The sequence below is a fragment of the Robertmurraya sp. GLU-23 genome, assembly GCF_052983275.1.
Genome location: NZ_JBRKCV010000005.1, coordinates 99,451 through 116,151, shown reverse-complemented (window position 1 = coordinate 116,151; position 16,701 = coordinate 99,451). Strand labels below are relative to the sequence as shown.

Annotated in this window: 18 protein-coding genes; 16 read left to right on the top strand and 2 right to left on the bottom strand. The window is 37.6% G+C overall.

What is annotated here, in order from left to right:
* Positions 1–50 precede the first annotated feature (50 nt).
* Together ACVBAX_RS10925 and clpB are read left to right on the top strand one after the other, a co-directional pair.
* Positions 51–239, top strand: a complete 189-nt coding sequence (locus ACVBAX_RS10925; protein WP_430773621.1) for a YjzC family protein — start codon at positions 51–53, stop codon at positions 237–239.
* A gap of 93 nt (positions 240–332) precedes the next feature.
* The gene (gene clpB, locus ACVBAX_RS10920) at positions 333–2,918 is read left to right on the top strand and encodes an ATP-dependent chaperone ClpB (RefSeq protein ID WP_447117053.1); all 2,586 of its coding nucleotides are present in this window, start codon (positions 333–335) and stop codon (positions 2,916–2,918) included.
* A 53-nt stretch (positions 2,919–2,971) separates the two neighbouring features.
* Here clpB and ACVBAX_RS10915 read toward each other — a convergent pair whose 3' ends face one another.
* Entirely contained in the window at positions 2,972–3,160 is a 189-nt protein-coding gene (locus tag ACVBAX_RS10915) for a YjzD family protein (protein WP_119707239.1), read from the bottom strand.
* A gap of 189 nt (positions 3,161–3,349) precedes the next feature.
* Here ACVBAX_RS10915 and ACVBAX_RS10910 point away from each other — a divergent pair, with 189 nt between their 5' ends.
* The 4 genes from ACVBAX_RS10910 to ACVBAX_RS10895 all read left to right on the top strand — a co-directional run bounded on the left by ACVBAX_RS10910 (position 3,350) and on the right by ACVBAX_RS10895 (position 5,926).
* The gene (locus ACVBAX_RS10910) at positions 3,350–4,087 is read left to right on the top strand and encodes a hydrolase (RefSeq protein ID WP_430773624.1); all 738 of its coding nucleotides are present in this window, start codon (positions 3,350–3,352) and stop codon (positions 4,085–4,087) included.
* Positions 4,088–4,157: 70 nt separating this feature from the next.
* Entirely contained in the window at positions 4,158–4,646 is a 489-nt protein-coding gene (locus tag ACVBAX_RS10905) for a hypothetical protein (protein WP_447117052.1), read from the top strand.
* Positions 4,647–4,770: 124 nt separating this feature from the next.
* Positions 4,771–5,724, top strand: a complete 954-nt coding sequence (locus ACVBAX_RS10900) for a BMP family ABC transporter substrate-binding protein (protein WP_447117159.1) — start codon at positions 4,771–4,773, stop codon at positions 5,722–5,724.
* A 13-nt stretch (positions 5,725–5,737) separates the two neighbouring features.
* Complete coding sequence (locus ACVBAX_RS10895) at positions 5,738–5,926, top strand: ComZ family protein (protein WP_119707243.1); 189 nt, start codon at positions 5,738–5,740, stop codon at positions 5,924–5,926.
* A gap of 46 nt (positions 5,927–5,972) precedes the next feature.
* Here the strand turns inward: ACVBAX_RS10895 and ACVBAX_RS10890 are convergent, their stop codons facing one another.
* Positions 5,973–6,302, bottom strand: a complete 330-nt coding sequence (locus ACVBAX_RS10890; RefSeq protein ID WP_447117051.1) for a hypothetical protein — start codon at positions 6,300–6,302, stop codon at positions 5,973–5,975.
* A 182-nt stretch (positions 6,303–6,484) separates the two neighbouring features.
* Here ACVBAX_RS10890 and ACVBAX_RS10885 point away from each other — a divergent pair, with 182 nt between their 5' ends.
* From ACVBAX_RS10885 to ACVBAX_RS10840, 10 genes are all read left to right on the top strand, one after another.
* A complete protein-coding gene (locus ACVBAX_RS10885) occupies positions 6,485–7,417 on the top strand; it encodes a beta-ketoacyl-ACP synthase III (protein WP_433906334.1) in 933 nt (310 codons plus the stop codon).
* Positions 7,418–7,466: 49 nt separating this feature from the next.
* Positions 7,467–8,705, top strand: a complete 1,239-nt coding sequence (gene fabF / locus ACVBAX_RS10880; protein ID WP_447117050.1) for a beta-ketoacyl-ACP synthase II — start codon at positions 7,467–7,469, stop codon at positions 8,703–8,705.
* A 109-nt stretch (positions 8,706–8,814) separates the two neighbouring features.
* Positions 8,815–9,603: a DUF2268 domain-containing protein gene (locus ACVBAX_RS10875; protein ID WP_447117049.1), complete on the top strand. Its 789-nt coding sequence runs from the start codon at positions 8,815–8,817 to the stop codon at positions 9,601–9,603.
* 178 nt (positions 9,604–9,781) lie between these two features.
* Complete coding sequence (locus ACVBAX_RS10870; RefSeq protein ID WP_447117048.1) at positions 9,782–10,822, top strand: ABC transporter ATP-binding protein; 1,041 nt, start codon at positions 9,782–9,784, stop codon at positions 10,820–10,822.
* Entirely contained in the window at positions 10,812–11,822 is a 1,011-nt protein-coding gene (locus ACVBAX_RS10865; RefSeq protein ID WP_447117158.1) for an ABC transporter ATP-binding protein, read from the top strand. The genes ACVBAX_RS10870 and ACVBAX_RS10865 overlap by 11 nt, the downstream gene beginning before the upstream one ends.
* A gap of 30 nt (positions 11,823–11,852) precedes the next feature.
* The gene (opp4A, locus tag ACVBAX_RS10860) at positions 11,853–13,571 is read left to right on the top strand and encodes an oligopeptide ABC transporter substrate-binding protein (RefSeq protein ID WP_447117047.1); all 1,719 of its coding nucleotides are present in this window, start codon (positions 11,853–11,855) and stop codon (positions 13,569–13,571) included.
* A 37-nt stretch (positions 13,572–13,608) separates the two neighbouring features.
* Positions 13,609–14,574 carry an oligopeptide ABC transporter permease gene (gene opp4B / locus ACVBAX_RS10855; RefSeq protein ID WP_430773633.1) on the top strand — a complete coding sequence of 322 codons (966 nt, stop codon included), beginning with the start codon at positions 13,609–13,611 and terminating at the stop codon, positions 14,572–14,574.
* 13 nt (positions 14,575–14,587) lie between these two features.
* Positions 14,588–15,505, top strand: a complete 918-nt coding sequence (gene opp4C / locus ACVBAX_RS10850) for an oligopeptide ABC transporter permease (RefSeq protein WP_447117046.1) — start codon at positions 14,588–14,590, stop codon at positions 15,503–15,505.
* 117 nt (positions 15,506–15,622) lie between these two features.
* Positions 15,623–15,832 carry a hypothetical protein gene (locus ACVBAX_RS10845; protein WP_447117045.1) on the top strand — a complete coding sequence of 70 codons (210 nt, stop codon included), beginning with the start codon at positions 15,623–15,625 and terminating at the stop codon, positions 15,830–15,832.
* A gap of 95 nt (positions 15,833–15,927) precedes the next feature.
* On the top strand, positions 15,928–16,674 hold the full coding sequence (locus tag ACVBAX_RS10840) for a DUF3603 family protein (RefSeq protein ID WP_447117044.1): 747 nt from the start codon (positions 15,928–15,930) through the stop codon (positions 16,672–16,674).
* The last annotated feature ends 27 nt before the right edge of the window (positions 16,675–16,701 follow it).

Genomic DNA, 16,701 nt, shown 5'->3' with positions numbered 1-16,701 from the left:
TTTTTTTATTTGGGTAATACTATAATCGACCATTAGAAAGGAGTGGGATTATGGGACAAAATCATCGTTTTCGTTCAGGTGATAAGGCACCAAATAATGGTGTCTATATAGAAATTGGTGATACAGGATCCAGTGTTTCAAACCCTAAAAAAATCAAACTAAAAGCAGGCGAACGTTTCCCAGAATCAACAAATGACGAGCGCCAATGGACATATGCTCCAAAGTACACTCATAACTAAGCTAGCCATCCTCTATGGATGGCTTTACTTATGCGAAAAATGGATTATAATAGAAATTGAGTAAAGGTCAAAAATGGTCAAAGGAGGAGCCTTATGGATTTTCAATCAATGACTGAGCGGGTGCAGGTGGCGTTTTCGGAGGCTCAAGCGCTAGCCAGAAAATCAAACCATCAAGAGATAGATGAAGCTCACCTTTTTATTTCTCTTTTCAAAGAGCAGGACAGCTTAGCAACTATGATTATGGAACGTCTTCAGCTTTCTGTAGATCCGTACTTAGACAGGCTAGAGCAAATTAGAAAGAGAAAGCCTGAGGTATTGAGCGGAAATACGCAAACCAATATATATATAACCTCTCTCCTACAAAAACTTCTCCTTGAAGCAGAAATAGAGAAAAATGCATTAGAGGATCAATACATGTCTGTAGAACATCTATTGTTAGCAGCAGCCAGCATACAAGAAACGGAATTTAGTCAATTTTTGAAGAAACATAAAATTAATAAGGAAAGATTATTTGAAGTTATTTATGAGGTTAGGGGGAATCAAAAGGTGACTTCACAGAATCCAGAATCAACTTATGATGTATTAAATAAATATGGACGTGACTTAGTAGAAGAGGTGAAAAAGGGAAAGACGGATCCGGTAATTGGACGGGATGTGGAGATACGGAATGTGATTCGAATTTTGTCGCGGAAAACGAAAAACAATCCTGTTTTAATTGGAGAACCGGGTGTTGGAAAAACGGCCATTGTCGAGGGACTTGCTCAACGAATTGTAAGAAAGGATGTCCCGGAAGGATTAAAGGATAAAACCGTTTTTTCACTTGATATGAGTGCTTTAATTGCAGGCGCAAAATTTCGTGGTGAATTTGAGGAAAGATTAAAAGCAGTATTAAATGAAGTTAAGAAGAGTGATGGCCGGATCCTTCTGTTTATCGACGAGCTTCATACAATCGTAGGAGCTGGAAAAACAGAAGGAGCAATGGATGCCGGGAATATGTTAAAGCCGATGCTTGCTCGAGGAGAACTGCACTGTATAGGTGCAACAACTCTTGATGAACATCGAAAATACATTGAAAAAGATCCTGCATTAGAGCGCCGTTTCCAACAGGTGGTCGTACAGGAACCAAATGTGGAGGATACCATTTCTATTTTGAGAGGGCTAAAGGAACGATTTGAAATTCATCACGGAGTTAATATTCATGATCGAGCAATCGTAACAGCCGCACTATTGTCTGACCGGTATATAACAGATCGCTTTTTGCCGGATAAAGCGATTGACTTAATTGATGAAGCTTGTGCCTTAATTCGTACTGAAATCGACTCAATGCCAACCGAGTTAGACGAAGTATCTCGGAGAGTGATGCAATTAGAGATAGAAGAAGCGGCATTAGTGAAAGAGGAAGATAGTCAGAGTAAAGAACGTCTTCATCTACTACAGAAGGAACTGGCAGACGTAAGAGAAAAAGTCGCTACGATGAAGGCTAAGTGGCTAATGGAGAAAGAAGGAATTCAAAAGGTTCAAGAAAAAAGAGAACAACTTGAGAAATTAAGAAGAGAGCTTGAAGACGCAGAAAACCAGTATGATTTAAATCGTGCAGCAGAACTTCGACATGGAAAGATTCCGACAGCTGAAAAAGAGCTTCAACTGTTGGAGAAAGAAATGAATTCGAAGCAAGGGGAAAGATTGCTTCGTGAAGAGGTTACAGAGGAGGAAATTGCAAATATCGTCTCTCGCTGGACAGGTATCCCTGTGGTGAAGTTAGTAGAGGGAGAAAGAGAGAAGCTTCTTCGACTAGAAAGCATTTTACAAGAAAGGGTAGTAGGACAATCTGAGGCGGTTGAACTCGTTTCAGATGCGGTTTTACGAGCGCGGGCTGGAATTAAGGATCCCAATCGACCAATTGGCTCATTTATTTTTCTTGGGCCAACAGGCGTTGGTAAAACAGAATTAGCGAAAGCACTTGCGCAAGTATTATTTGATAGCGAGGACCAAATCATTCGAATTGATATGTCTGAATACATGGAAAAGCATGCCGTTTCTAGACTAATTGGTGCTCCTCCTGGATATGTCGGTTATGAAGAAGGTGGACAACTAACGGAAGCGGTGAGAAGAAAGCCTTATTCAGTGATTCTTTTAGATGAAATTGAGAAGGCTCATCCAGAAGTATTTAATATTTTATTACAAATGTTAGATGATGGAAGAATTACCGATTCTCAAGGAAGAACGATAGATTTTAAAAATACAATTATAATTATGACATCCAACATTGGTTCCCATATATTGTTAGAAAACCAATCCAATAAGGAGGAGGGAAAGGAAAGAGTACTTCAGTTATTAAGAACTCATTTTCGTCCGGAGTTTTTAAATCGAATTGATGAAATTATTACCTTTAACCCTTTAGATTTATTAGCAATAAAAGAAATTGTTAGCAAATTAATAAAACAATTGAATCAGCGGGTTAAGGAACAAAATATACAAGTAGACATATCGGATACAGCAAGAGAGTATATTGCTACCCATGGATTTGATCCTATATACGGTGCTAGACCTTTAAAAAGATATATTCAGCGAAATATCGAGACCCTATTAGCCAGGGAAATTATTTCAGGTAAGGTTAAGGAGAAAAACACTGTACAGATTGAATTGGTAGACGGTAAAATAAAATTAAATATCCTCTGATCAAATTAAAAAGTCATCCCTCGAATATGGATGACTTTTTTCAAACATAAAGATTAATGTGTTTCATGACCGCTTGGCTCATTTGGTAAAACAGCACCAATAACAAAAATTAGTACCGTAACAATCACTCCTACTATGGCACCGGTTTCAAAATGAAACGCGACTCCAATCATGGACGAAACGACGTATGAAAGCATTTGTACTAATAAAAACGTCCAGAAAAATGTCCAAAAGTAACTCATTTTTTTCACCTCTTACATATTGAAATCTTCATTCATCTTACCATATCGCTATAAAATAATAAATGAATATTGACAAAACAAGATAGAAATTTATCAGTCAATCCACCGAATTTAGGCTAATCTCCCTTTCATTTTAAATAATGATTCATACATTATTATGAGCAAAATGACGTTGAAGGAGTTTTTAGTATGGAGAACCGAAACTTTAAACTGGATACCGAATGGAATATGATTCATTATCCCGAAAAACCACGCGGTTTCGGTATCTTAATTATTGGTGATGAAAGACATTTTGTTGATGAAAAAAGTAGTTTTTGGACGCAGAATGAAGGGAAATCGACACTCATTCAGAAGCTCAGAGAATCAGGCTACACGGTCTTTTATTCGAACCTTTACGGAAAGCATTGGGGAAGTGACAAGGCCGTTAAGCTAGCGAAAAGACTCTATGAGTATATTATCCGTACAGAAATAATTAATGAAAATATTCATATTTTAGCTGAAGGCATGGGAGCACTTGTTGCTTTAAAGCTTATTGATATGATGGAGGAGAATATTCGTTCAACGGTGCTTATCAACCCTATTCTTTCTTTAAAAGACCATTTAGAGCAGGAAAAGGAACATAAATTCTTTTATAAGAAGCTTATGAGAGAATTGTCTCAATCCTACGAACAAGAGCATCATCAGATTGTTGAGTTACTAATCAGTGAGCATGGTGACCAACATGAGAAACCGAAAACCCCAACGAAGATTATTCATGTCCTGTCTGGAAATCGTGCATATAAACAATCCAATTTACTAAAAGAATTGTCAGTGAAGTGGGAGGATGCGAATGCACCTGTTACGGTGTGTTATATGTTGCCAGAGAAAAAGCAACAAATCGCTCAACAAGTTACAAAATTTCTAAAACAGCATGAAAAAGTACTATAATAAAGAACTTAGAATAGTGGTGACTCCCTGCGCATATACTGGTATATCGAGTAACAGGGAGGCTTTTTTTATGGACAAGGTACTTGTACTAGGGGCTTTGGAGGAGCTCGGATTCGAAATGACCGCTTTACTATTAGAAGAAGGGCATGAAGTAATAGGGATTCATCTGCAAACAGGAGATGAAACGATCTATAACAATCGAAGGATGGAGATCGGAAGAAATGCCAATTTTGAAGAAATTGGATTAAATGAATGGCTTCAACAAGGTGATTTCACTACAACATCAACGTTGTTTTTTTTGAATGGCCTTGATGACAACGTAAAGCGTGTTTGGATGGATGAATATAATAATCTAAAAAAGAAGTTACAGTCTATTGCTTCAAATTCTAAATCCTCAATTGTAATTATTCATTCTTTCACAGAGTGGGAGAAACGGAACGAAAATGAGTATGATGGAAATATAATGTGTTTTTTTATATCATTATCCAATGAAGCATATGAACGAAAAGAGTTTACTTCCATCTTTAGAGCAATAATGGACATAGTAGGATTTCTGTAAAACAAAAAATACTTTTCATTCTTTATATGTTAAAGGTAGAATGTAATAGATAAATAGTAAGTGAATTGGACTTTCATTTTTTAAGTTAAATGTCCTTTTGAAAGGCGGAAAGAAAATGCGTAAAATGTTTGTTCGGGTTGGAGTGTTACTTCTTTTAAGCCTGTCCTTCCTGACAAGCTGTGGACAACCTATGTCTTCTGGCGAGCTGAAAAAGGTCGGATTATTGGTTCCAGACACAATCAACGATCAGGTTTGGGGGACTAAAGGGTATAAAGGAATGTTGAAAATTCAATCCCGTTTTAAAGTTGACGTTTATTATAAAGAAGACATGAACTCGGAAGTAATCGTTGAAAGAGCTGTAAAAGAGTTTGAACAAAAGGGAGTAAATCTCATTTTTGGACATGGCAATGAGTACGGTCCATATTTTAACAATTTAGCAGATAAGTACCCTGAAATTCATTTTGTTAGTTTTAACAGTGATGCTCTTGAGAAAAATACCACGAGCTTAAACTTTGAAGCATATGCGATGGGCTTTTTTGGTGGAATGGTAGCAGGGAAGATGACAAAAACCAATGAAATAGGGATTATCGCTGCATATGAATGGCAGCCAGAAGTAAAAGGATTTCTTGAGGGAGCTCAATACCAAAATAAGGATGTAGCTGTACAAATCGATTATGTCGGCCATTGGGATGATGATGATAAGGCCTTAAGCTTTTTGGATCATATGATGAAGAACAAGGTGGATGTAATCTATCCAGCTGGTGACGGATACAATGTACCAGTTATTGAGAAAATAAAAGAAAATGGATTGTATGCAATAGGGTTTATTTCCGACCAATCTGATTTAGGGGAATCAACGGTTCTGACTAGCACCGTTCAGCACGTAGATAAACTATATGAATTAGTTGCTGAAAAATACAGCAAGAACGAGTTGCAATCAGGAAACCTTTCCTTTGATTTTCAAGATCAGGTGATTTCCTTAGGGAAGTTCAGTCCCGATGTGGATCAAGCATTTGAGGATGAAATAACAGCTTTAATTACAAAATATAAAGAAACTGGTAAATTGCCAAATCAATAGGAGGATTTTCAACATGTCTCAAGACAAAACAATGGAATTTATGGGAATTGCTATGAAATATTTACCGGAGGCTAAGGAGCAATTAGAAAATGCTGGTATTGAATTATCTATGGAACTCATTCAGCCATTTATGACGTTGTTTACGAAGGTCATGCAAGAAGCATATGAACTTGGAGTAAAAGATGCAAAGCAAGAAGAATAAAAACAAGGCTGATCCTCTAACAATAGAGTTATCAGCCTTGTTTTATTTATTTTTTAGAGTTTAAAAATGATGAAATGACCGGCTTGATTTGCTTATATAAAGGTTTTAGGCTTTGTGCAGATGTCATTAATGTGTCAAAATGATTCATCAGTTCGGGTATATTTACATTGTTTATTGCTTTTTCGATGGCTGTTTGGTTTTTAGGACTATTATTCAAAGAGTCGTCTTTTGGGTGTGACTTTCTTTTTCCGAATAGCCATTCGTGCTCGGACATTCCATCAACACTGTCCATTTGCTCCGCCTCTTGATTAGGTTCTCTTCTCGATGGAAACATAAGTGCTGAAAAGGGATCTTTTTCATCTTTATTGCTCAGCATCATCCTACCTCCTTTCGCCCTTATAATAGGTTATGAAATGGAATATAGAATGTATGGACGATAGAAGGGGAATGTACATAAATAGGATAAAAAGATTGATAAAACAGGGAACTACTGTTAAAATTTTAGTACCAAGTCATAATAATTGATAATAAAGGTAGTTATATAAAGGAGCTGGGAACATGAAAGCGGGAATTATCGGTATTGGTAGATGTCTTCCAGATAAAGTGTTAACAAACGCGGATTTAGAAAAAATGGTCGACACCTCTGATGAGTGGATTCGCACACGAACAGGTATTGAAGAAAGAAGAATAGCTGAAAAAGGCGTTAATACATCCGATTTAGGCTTCGAAGCTGCAAAAAAAGCCATTGAAGATGCGGAGATCTCACCTGAGGAAATTGGATTAATATTAGTAGCGACGGTGACACCAGATCAACCGTTTCCTTCTGTCGCTTGTATGTTACAAGAGAAATTAGGTGCAGTAAATGCTGCGGCAATGGATATTAGTGCGGCATGTGCAGGATTTATGTACGGAATGATTACCGCTAAGCAGTTTATTGAGAGCGACAGCTATAAATATGTGCTAGTAGTTGGTGTTGAGAAATTATCGAAAATTACGGATTGGCAAGACCGAAATACAGCTGTATTGTTTGGTGATGGAGCCGGTGCGGTAGTCATGGGAAAAGTAACGGAAGGAAGAGGTATACTGTCTTTCGAACTTGGAGCTGACGGTACAGGTGGAAAACATCTTTACCAGGAAGATTATATCGTAATGAATGGTAGAGAGGTATTTAAATTCGCAGTCAGACAAATGGGAGAAAGCAGCGTGAATGTACTTGAGAAGGCAGGTCTTTCAAAGGAAGACGTTGACTTTTTAATTCCACATCAAGCGAATATTCGAATTATGGAGGCTTCAAGACAAAGACTAGAACTTCCTGAGGAAAAGATGTCTAAAACAGTTGATAAATATGGAAATACCTCAGCCGCATCCATTCCGATTTCATTGGTAGAAGAGGTAGAAGCTGGTAAAATAAAAGAGGATGATTTGATCGTTATGGTAGGCTTTGGCGGAGGACTAACTTGGGGTGCCATTGCTATGCGTTGGGGCAAGTAATTATATAAGTTATTATATTTATTAAAGAAAATCAAAGGAGTTGCCAGACATGACAAAGAAAAGAGTTGTTGTAACAGGAGTTGGCGCTGTTACTCCAGTTGGTAATAACGTTGAAACAGCATGGAACAATGTATTAGCAGGTGTATCTGGTGTAGGACCGCTTACAAGACTAAATGCAGATGAATACCCGGCAAAAGTAGCTGCAGAGGTAAAGGACTTCCAAGTTGAAGATTTTATTGATAAAAAAGATGCTCGAAAAATGGATCGTTTCACTCATTATGCAGTAGCAGCAGCAAAGATGGCGGTTGACGATTCAGGACTTGAGATTAATGACAGTAACTCACATAATATTGGTGTTTGGATTGGATCGGGTATTGGTGGAATGGAGACGTTTGAAAGTCAGTATGAGACATTTTTAAGTCGTGGCTATCGACGAGTTAGTCCATTCTTCGTACCTATGATGATTCCGGATATGGCAACAGGTCAGGTTTCTATTACACTAGGAGCAAGAGGATTTAACTCTTGTACAGTAACTGCTTGTGCAACGGGTACTAACTCAATCGGTGATGCCTTTAAGGTTATTCAACGAGGAGATGCCATTGCAATGGTAACTGGTGGAGCGGAGGCGCCGATTACAAAAATGTCTGTTGCAGGTTTTTGTGCAAACACAGCACTATCAACGAATCCAGATCCAAGTAAGGCAAGTCGTCCTTTTGACCTAAATCGTGATGGCTTTGTTATTGGAGAAGGAGCAGGAATTGTCGTATTAGAAGAATTGGAGCATGCATTAGCTCGTGGGGCAAAAATCTATGCAGAAATCGTTGGCTATGGAGCAACAGGTGATGCCTACCATATTACTGCACCAGCACCAGGTGGCGAAGGCGGAGCACGAGCAATGAAAATGGCGATAAACGATGCCGGTTTAAACGTCAATGAAGTGAACTATGTGAACGCTCATGGAACAAGCACCGATTACAATGACCGCTTTGAAACTTTAGCTATTAAAGAAGTATTTGGTGAACATGCTTATAAGCTTGCAGTGAGTTCAACAAAGTCAATGACAGGTCACTTGCTTGGAGCAGCAGGGGGAGTTGAAGCGATCTTTAGTGTATTAGCGATTAAAGAAGGCATGATTCCACCAACGATTAACTATGAAACTCCAGACCCAGAATGTGATTTAGACTATGTACCAAATGAAGCTAGAAAACAAGAAGTCGAAGTAGCAATGAGTAATTCACTTGGCTTTGGTGGTCATAACGCAACAATTGTTTTTAAAGCATATAAGTAAAATAAAACAGAGTGGAGTAATATCCGCTCTGTTTTTTTATGGCTTTAATCAAGTTTTCGTTCTTTTCTCATAATATGCTATTACAGAGTAAAAGAAATGGGGGAGTTGGGTGGTAGTTGTACGTACGGATGAATGGCTAGACAAAGAATTTTCGAATCCTGTTGCTATATGTGAAAGATTTTTAAAAGAGTTTGACGAAAGTGAATCAAAACCTATATATGAATATCTTTCCTCGTTTGGTATGTATCATCCAAACCGTGCTAGCTTTCAAACATATGAGATATTAAAAAAGAAGAAAACATGGGAAACGATTAACAAAATTTATGAAAAGTATAAAAAAAAGTGGAATGGACCCCAAGTAAACATCTATATTTTTCCTATTACTCAATCGTACACTACCTTTTTTAGAATGCGGAAAACTAGAAAATCCGGGGTTTCTTTTCCAGATAGAATGTTTTTATTTATCGGAGATTATGAGGATGAAAGAGAATTAGAGGCATTATTTGTCCATGAATATCATCATGTGTGCCGGATGAAAAAACAAAACAGGAATCCGTTGGAGTTCACTTTACTAGACTCGATTATTTTAGAAGGATTAGCAGAATTAGAAGTTGAAAAAAACTGTGGAAAAGAATACTTGGCTGATTGGTGTCATTTTTATAGTAAGGAAGACATAGAAATGTACATGAAGAAATATATCATGTCAAATCTAAAATTAAAAAAAACAGAGAAACAACATGATCAATTATTATTTGGTTTTGGTGCATATCCCAAACTATTAGGTTATGCATGCGGGTATTACCTTGTTAGAAACTCTTACAATGAAAATTACTTTTCTACAAAAACTTCATTTACAATTCCAGGAAAATATTATATTACGAAATTCGAAGAAACCTAGTTGTATCAAGGGGTTCCAATATACTTTAAAGCCTTAAAGTAGAGGCTTTTTTTGTTTTCTCAATAACTTGAATGTTTTCAATTGTTAAAAAAATCTTGCAATTGTCATTTAACTATAATAATATTTTAATCAAATAGAACAATTGACTGAATAATTAAAAAAACGTAAGAGGTGTCCTATGAGCGTAAATACTCAATTACATAAAGATACACCTTTGCTTGAGGTGAAAAACCTAGAAACTGCATTTTCTATTGATGGTCAATACTATAATGCAGTGGATAATGTGTCATTTTCTGTTAAACCAAGGCAAATTGTTGGAATTGTTGGTGAATCAGGTTGTGGTAAATCAGTAATGAGTTTATCAATTATGAAGCTTCTACCAAAAGGTATCGGTAAAATTAAGTCAGGAAGCATACAATTTGAAGGTGTTCAATTAGAGCAAATGTCAGATAAAGAGATTAATAGTATTCGTGGAAAAGAGATTGCAATGATCTTCCAGGAACCTATGACCTCGCTAAATCCAGTATTTTCAATCGGCTTTCAAATTCAAGAAGTGTTATTTAATCATATGAAAATCTCGAAAAAAGAAGCGAGATTAAAGAGTATTGCCTTGTTAAAGAGTGTAGGCATTTCAAGACCAGAGAAAATTATTGATGAGTACCCGCATCAGCTTTCTGGAGGTATGAGGCAAAGAGTAATGATAGCGATTGCAATCGCTTGTCAACCTAAGCTGTTGATTGCTGATGAACCGACTACAGCTCTTGATGTAACGGTTCAGGCACAAATTTTGGAACTCCTTAAAGATATCCAAAAAGTGAATGATATGTCAGTCATTTTAATTACTCATGATCTTGGGGTAGTTGCAGAAATGTGCGATGAGGTCATCGTTATGTATGCTGGAAAGGTTGTTGAAAAAACAGATGTCGATACCTTGTTTCACGATCCAAAACATCCATACACAAAGTTGCTCATGGGGGCTATCCCTCGGATGGATGAGGATGTTGAGGTATTAAGTTCCATTAAAGGGATTGTTCCATCGTTAAAAAACATGCCAAAGGCCGGCTGTAAGTTTGCTGCCCGCTGTCCTCAAGCGATGCCAGAATGTACAAGTATCACACCACTTCTAGCCGAAACAGATGAGGGGCACGAAGTTTCCTGCCTGCTGTATCCAACTAGCAGGCCAAGAGAGGGAGTCTTGCATAATGAATATGGAAGTTAAGGAAACAACCTTAGATAAAAAAGATAAGAGAAATAATGGTGTTCTTCTCGAGGTAAAAAATCTAAAAACCTACTACCCTATTAAGGGGGGGATCTTTAGAAAAACCGTTGCTGTTGTCAAAGCAGTAGATGATATTTCGTTTGAAATAAAAAAAGGGGAAACACTTGGACTTGTTGGTGAGTCTGGCTGTGGGAAATCGACAGCTGGTCGTACTATATTGCGCCTATTAGATGCAACAGAGGGGCAGATTATTTTCGACGGAGACGATATTACAAATATTCGTGGGGGATCGCTTCGAAAGGTACGAAAAGATTTTCAAATGGTGTTTCAGGATCCATATGCTTCTTTAAACCCAATGATGATGGTCGGAGATTTAATTTCTGAGCCTATTAGAAATTTCACAAATAAAAGCCCTAAGGAGTTAAAACCAGAAGTAATGGAGCTCTTAGCAAAGGTAGGATTACCTGAAGATGCCTATTACAAATATCCTCACGAATTTTCAGGAGGACAAAGACAAAGAATTGGTATTGCGAGAGCGCTTGCATTAAAGCCAAAGTTAATAATTGCGGATGAGCCGGTCTCTGCTCTAGATGTTTCCGTTCAATCACAGGTCTTAAATTTGTTAAAAGAACTTCAAGATGAGTTTGATTTAACTTTCTTGTTCATCGCTCATGATTTAAGTGTAGTAAAACATATGAGTGATCGAATCGGAGTAATGTATTTAGGTGGACTAGTTGAAGTAGCGGAGAAAAATAGCTTATATGCAGAACCGTTGCATCCGTATACTCAAGCTTTAATTTCTGCTATTCCTGAGCCAGATCCAAGAAAAAAGAAGGAAAGAATTATTCTAGAAGGTGATGTGCCAAGCCCGATTGATCCACCAAAAGGGTGTACCTTTCATCCGCGTTGTGCACATGCAATTCCTGAATGTCAGCAGGTTAAGCCAACTTTAAAGGAGGTGAAGCCTGGGCATAGAGTCGCTTGTCATTTATACAACTAGCAGAAAAAAACTATTTCCGGGGGGAAAACAATGAAAAAGTCAGCATTTTGGCTTGTTTCTATCATGTTGATCATGTCTCTATTTTTAGCAGCATGTTCAAAGGAAACAGCTAACGAAGAGCCTGCAGAGGGTGATAAGCCAGCTGGAGAAGCAAAAGAAGGCGGTACAGTAACATTTGGTTATACACAACCATTCAAAGGTGTTTTATCTTATGCATATTACGAAGGGGAAGATGATGTTAATGCTCTTCAATTTATGCATGAAGCTTTAATTAAAACGGGTGATGATTTAACACCGCAACCAAACCTTGCTACATGGGAACTTTCTGAAGACCATATGAAATTAACGTTTAAGCTTAAAGAAGGCGTGAAATGGCATGATGGAGAAGAGCTTACTGTAGAAGATATGGAGTATGCTTGGTACTTAATCGCAGACCCAACTTATGAAGGGGCACGTTTTGCTAACGTAGCTATGATTAAAGGTGCTCAAGAATACCATGATGGAACAGCTGAAACAATCGAAGGTATTAAAGTAATTGATGACTACACAATTGAGGTAACAGTTACAGAACCATCTGTAAACTTACTAGATAATATCTGGGTATATCCAGAACCAAAGCATTACTATGGAGATATTTCTTCTAAAGAACTACCTGATTCTGAGCAAATTCGTAAAAACCCAATTGGGGTAGGACCATTCAAGGTTAAGAACATTGTTGCAGGTGAAATGATTGAATTTGAACGCTTTGATGATTACTGGCAAGGTCCTGCGAAATTAGACGGAGTTGTTTACAAAATCATTGACGGATCTTTAGCACAAGGCTTAATCCAAAACGGTGAAGTAGATGTTATCGAAGCACCGAAGGATCAATGGGCAGCTATTAAAGAGCTTCCAAACGTAAATGCAGTTGAAGCAGATGCAATGTCTTACAGCTATATCGGATTTGACTGGGGTCATTACGACACTGAAAAGGGTGTAGTTGTATCTGATAACCAAAAATTCCAAAACAAAGCTTTACGTCATGCAATGGCTCACGCTATTGATCGTCAAGCATTTATCGATGGTTTTGCAAACGGCTTAGGAAAACCATTAAATACACCATTCCCTTCAGTTTCTTGGGCTAAAATTGATGATTCTGAAATTAATGGTTATGAATTTGATGTAGAAAAAGCAAAAGAATTACTTGATGAAGCTGGTTACAAAGATGTAGATGGCGATGGTTTCGTTGAAGATCCAGAAGGAAAGCCATTTACTGTGAACTTTGATGCAATGGCTGGTGCTGAAACTTCTGAAGCACGTGCTCAATTCATCATTCAATCTTGGCAAGCGATTGGTCTAAATGCAAAGCTTAACGGTGGAGCATTAAAAGACTTCAACTTATTCTATGACACAATTGAAGCTGATGATCCTTCTGTTGAAACATTCATGGGTGCATGGGGACTTGCTGCAGATCCAGATCCAGCAGGAATTTGGTTATCTACAGACAAGTGGAACATGTGGAGATGGTACTCTGAAGAGTCTGATGAGTTAATCAAGAAGGGTGTTACATTCCCAGAAGATGAGAGCATGGACATTACTGAGCATCGTCAACAGTATTATGATGAGTGGCAAAAACTAGTTAATGAAGAGTTACCAATCATTTTCTTCGAACAACGTGTTGATCCTTGGGCAATCAATAAGCGTGTTCAAAACGTAAAAGTTACTCCATTCGGAACAGAAGACTTCCATCTATGGGCTGTAACGGAGTAATGAAAATTACATTATAGTTTGATAAGGGGAATTGAGCATGCTACAATACACAATTCGTAGACTAATAGGTATGATTCCAATTATTTTCCTTATCTCAGTAGTGGTATTTTCCCTGGCAAAGCTTATGCCAGGGGATGCCCTATCTGGTAAAATCGATCCACTAAATTCAGATCCAGCTTATATAGAAGAAATGCGTGAAAAAATGGGATTAAACGACCCTATTCATGTACAGTACATTCGCTGGATGAGTGGAGTGGTCAAGGGAGATTTTGGTGATTCATTCGTACACAAACGCGAAGTAATGGAATTGGTTGGTGATCGCCTTCCAAACACAATTATTTTAGGAGTATCTGCACTTTTAATCACGTATTGTTTAGCTTTTTTAATGGGGAGATTTTCAGGGCGATACGCATATAGTGTCGGGGATTACCTCATTTCTGGATTTAACTATTTAGCTCTAGCCATTCCGAGCTTTGTTGCAGCATTAGTTGCTATTTATATTTTCTCTATTAATTTAGGTTGGGTACCTGCCACAGGAAGTATTGGATCTGGTGTGGAACCTGGAACATTTGAGTATTTTATTAGTAAAGCGAAACATACGATATTGCCGGCTCTAGTGCTAGGATCTCTCGCAACTGCATCCTATACACAATTTTTGCGTAATGATATGATCGAAAGCTCTCGTAAAGATTATGTTCGTACTGCAAGAGCGAAAGGTACGAAAGAATCAACGATTTATAATAAGCATATTTTAAGAAATTCTATTATCCCAATTGTAACGTTACTAGGATTTGATATTGCCAGTATTTTTGGTGGTGCAATTATTACAGAAACCATCTTTACATATCCGGGAATCGGGTATCTGTTTGTAGAGTCAGTTAATGCTCGTGACTATTCTGTTATGATGGCGATTGCCATGATGTTAACGGTTCTAACATTAATAGGTAATTTAATTGCAGATCTATTGTACGGATTAGTAGATCCGCGAATTCGTTTAAGTTAGGGTAGGTGAGAGAATGGAACCAGTTACACAACCAAATACAGCGGCTGTTGGGAGCATGATAAAGCCTCCGAAGAGCCAATCACCATGGGCTCTCGCCCGCCGGAAATTTTTGAAAAATAAAATAGCCATGATTAGTTTGGCATTTTTAATCATTGTTACTTTGTTATCTATCTTTGCTGAACCTTTGACGGTCCCAGTTGAAGAAACAGCTAAAATCAATCTTACACAGATGAGTAAAGAGCCATCCGCTGAGCACTTTTTTGGAACAGATAAGTCTGGAAGAGATGTGTTTGCTAGAACCTTACATGGTGGACAAACGTCACTATTACTTGCATTTTCTATTACCATTTCAGTAATTTCCATCGGAGCCATCGTTGGTGCAACTGCAGGTTTCTTCGGTGGATGGGTTGATAATGCGTTGATGAGATTTACTGATTTTATGATGAACTTCCCATTCTTACTATTCGTTATTGTATTAAAGTCGATTTTCTTAGAATCTAGCACAGCTACCCTAATTTTTGTTATTTCGGTACTGAGCTGGACAGGTACAGCTCGTCTCGTAAGAAGTAAAGTAATGGCTGAAAAGGAAAATGAGTATATTTTAAGTGCAATTTCAATTGGATGCTCACCGTTTAAAACTATTACCAAGCACTTACTTCCAAACGTTATGTCTACAATAATCGTACAAGCAACATTAACGTTAGCTGTTATGATTGTTGCAGAAACAGGCCTTAGCTTTTTGGGTTTTGGTGTACCGATGAATATACCAAGTTGGGGAAATATGCTTCAAGAAGCGCGCAGTCCTGATGTGTTGACTAGTAAATGGTGGATTTGGATTCCGCCTGCAGCAGTGCTAACTGGCACGATTTTATCCATTAATTTTATAGGTGAAGGATTTAAAGACGCATTTAACCCTAAATCAAACAGATAAATCTACCAATTAAAAGCTGGTAGATTTTTTTTTGTTTACATAAGTTGTCCACTAGTAACATATGTATGTAGAAAAGAGAGCTGGGGGAAGGGCGATGGAGAGAGTGGGGAAATCTCTATGATTATGAGGATTTTCCTTTTGCTTACTGGTTTTGGACTAGCAGTACTCGGAGGGATAAGTACAGTTGCGTACCTAAACTTATTAACAACAGGTTATACGATGATGGACTATCTTGAATTTATTAAGGGTCGTATAGAGTGCTATCTATTCCTAGTTGGTATGTTGATGATATGGTTAAGTATTTATTTTCCGGGTAAAGAGGAATAAAACATAAATTGGATTAAGATTTCATAAAAGGAATAAATTAACGATAACCTGCCCATACTGAATGACAAACAGTTTGTGAAGTGAGGGGTTAATTCATGTTGTATCTTCATGATGTTTGGGTAAATTGGTTTGAAGGAGAAGAGAACGGATACAATGTCTGTCACTTTCATGAGTGGCGGAAAGATGACGGAGTGGAACTTCTAGATCAAGTTCCATTGTTAAAGGTTGAGTCAGTGTTGTTTAACTATATTGAAAATGATCTTTCTGAACTCCCACAGCAGCTAATGGACGATGTTTATCAAAAGGCATATTTACGTAAAAATCACGAGCGTATACAGTTAGAATATTGCTTTGTCGTCACTGATGGTACGGGAATATTAGTAGTGGATACTATCGGCTACAATATTCCGATTAGAAAGAGTAGATTAATTCCACGGCAAGAGCAGTTAGTTTATGAGATGATCGATAAGCATGACAACATTCCCTATGCATTTAATGATCATTCTTCATTAAAAGAATTTCATATCTTATCACCAGCACCAGAACTAATGAACGGGTTAACTAGAAAAGAGAGACAATTAAAGCAGTTGTTATTTATGGCGCTAGACCAGCTTCACTCATCAAATAACGCAGCAGAAGTAAGATACTGGTACACAGAGTGGAATCCAGAAAAGTATTCGGAGATTCAAGACTTAACATTTGAAAATGTTTGGCAGGAATTATATGAAAATACAAAGTACGGTTGGTCCTTAAAGCATGAGTACTTCTGTGAAAACTTAATAAAAGGCCAGCCTTTCTTTGAAAAGTTATGGGAAATGGAGCATGGTCCGAAAGTAAATTAAAAAGGCTGGAATATCCAGCCTTTTTAA

Coding starts and splice junctions, on each gene's coding strand:
- opp4B (WP_430773633.1), top strand. CDS start 13,609: ATGCTACAATACACAATTCGTAGACTAATAGGTATGATTCCAATTATT.
- ACVBAX_RS10840 (WP_447117044.1), top strand. CDS start 15,928: ATGTTGTATCTTCATGATGTTTGGGTAAATTGGTTTGAAGGAGAAGAG.
- ACVBAX_RS10870 (WP_447117048.1), top strand. CDS start 9,782: ATGAGCGTAAATACTCAATTACATAAAGATACACCTTTGCTTGAGGTG.
- ACVBAX_RS10895 (WP_119707243.1), top strand. CDS start 5,738: ATGTCTCAAGACAAAACAATGGAATTTATGGGAATTGCTATGAAATAT.
- ACVBAX_RS10900 (WP_447117159.1), top strand. CDS start 4,771: ATGTTTGTTCGGGTTGGAGTGTTACTTCTTTTAAGCCTGTCCTTCCTG.
- fabF (WP_447117050.1), top strand. CDS start 7,467: ATGACAAAGAAAAGAGTTGTTGTAACAGGAGTTGGCGCTGTTACTCCA.
- opp4C (WP_447117046.1), top strand. CDS start 14,588: ATGGAACCAGTTACACAACCAAATACAGCGGCTGTTGGGAGCATGATA.
- ACVBAX_RS10885 (WP_433906334.1), top strand. CDS start 6,485: ATGAAAGCGGGAATTATCGGTATTGGTAGATGTCTTCCAGATAAAGTG.
- ACVBAX_RS10910 (WP_430773624.1), top strand. CDS start 3,350: ATGGAGAACCGAAACTTTAAACTGGATACCGAATGGAATATGATTCAT.
- ACVBAX_RS10905 (WP_447117052.1), top strand. CDS start 4,158: ATGGACAAGGTACTTGTACTAGGGGCTTTGGAGGAGCTCGGATTCGAA.
- ACVBAX_RS10915 (WP_119707239.1), bottom strand. CDS start 3,160: ATGAGTTACTTTTGGACATTTTTCTGGACGTTTTTATTAGTACAAATG.
- ACVBAX_RS10865 (WP_447117158.1), top strand. CDS start 10,812: ATGGAAGTTAAGGAAACAACCTTAGATAAAAAAGATAAGAGAAATAAT.
- opp4A (WP_447117047.1), top strand. CDS start 11,853: ATGAAAAAGTCAGCATTTTGGCTTGTTTCTATCATGTTGATCATGTCT.
- clpB (WP_447117053.1), top strand. CDS start 333: ATGGATTTTCAATCAATGACTGAGCGGGTGCAGGTGGCGTTTTCGGAG.
- ACVBAX_RS10925 (WP_430773621.1), top strand. CDS start 51: ATGGGACAAAATCATCGTTTTCGTTCAGGTGATAAGGCACCAAATAAT.
- ACVBAX_RS10845 (WP_447117045.1), top strand. CDS start 15,623: ATGATTATGAGGATTTTCCTTTTGCTTACTGGTTTTGGACTAGCAGTA.
- ACVBAX_RS10890 (WP_447117051.1), bottom strand. CDS start 6,302: ATGCTGAGCAATAAAGATGAAAAAGATCCCTTTTCAGCACTTATGTTT.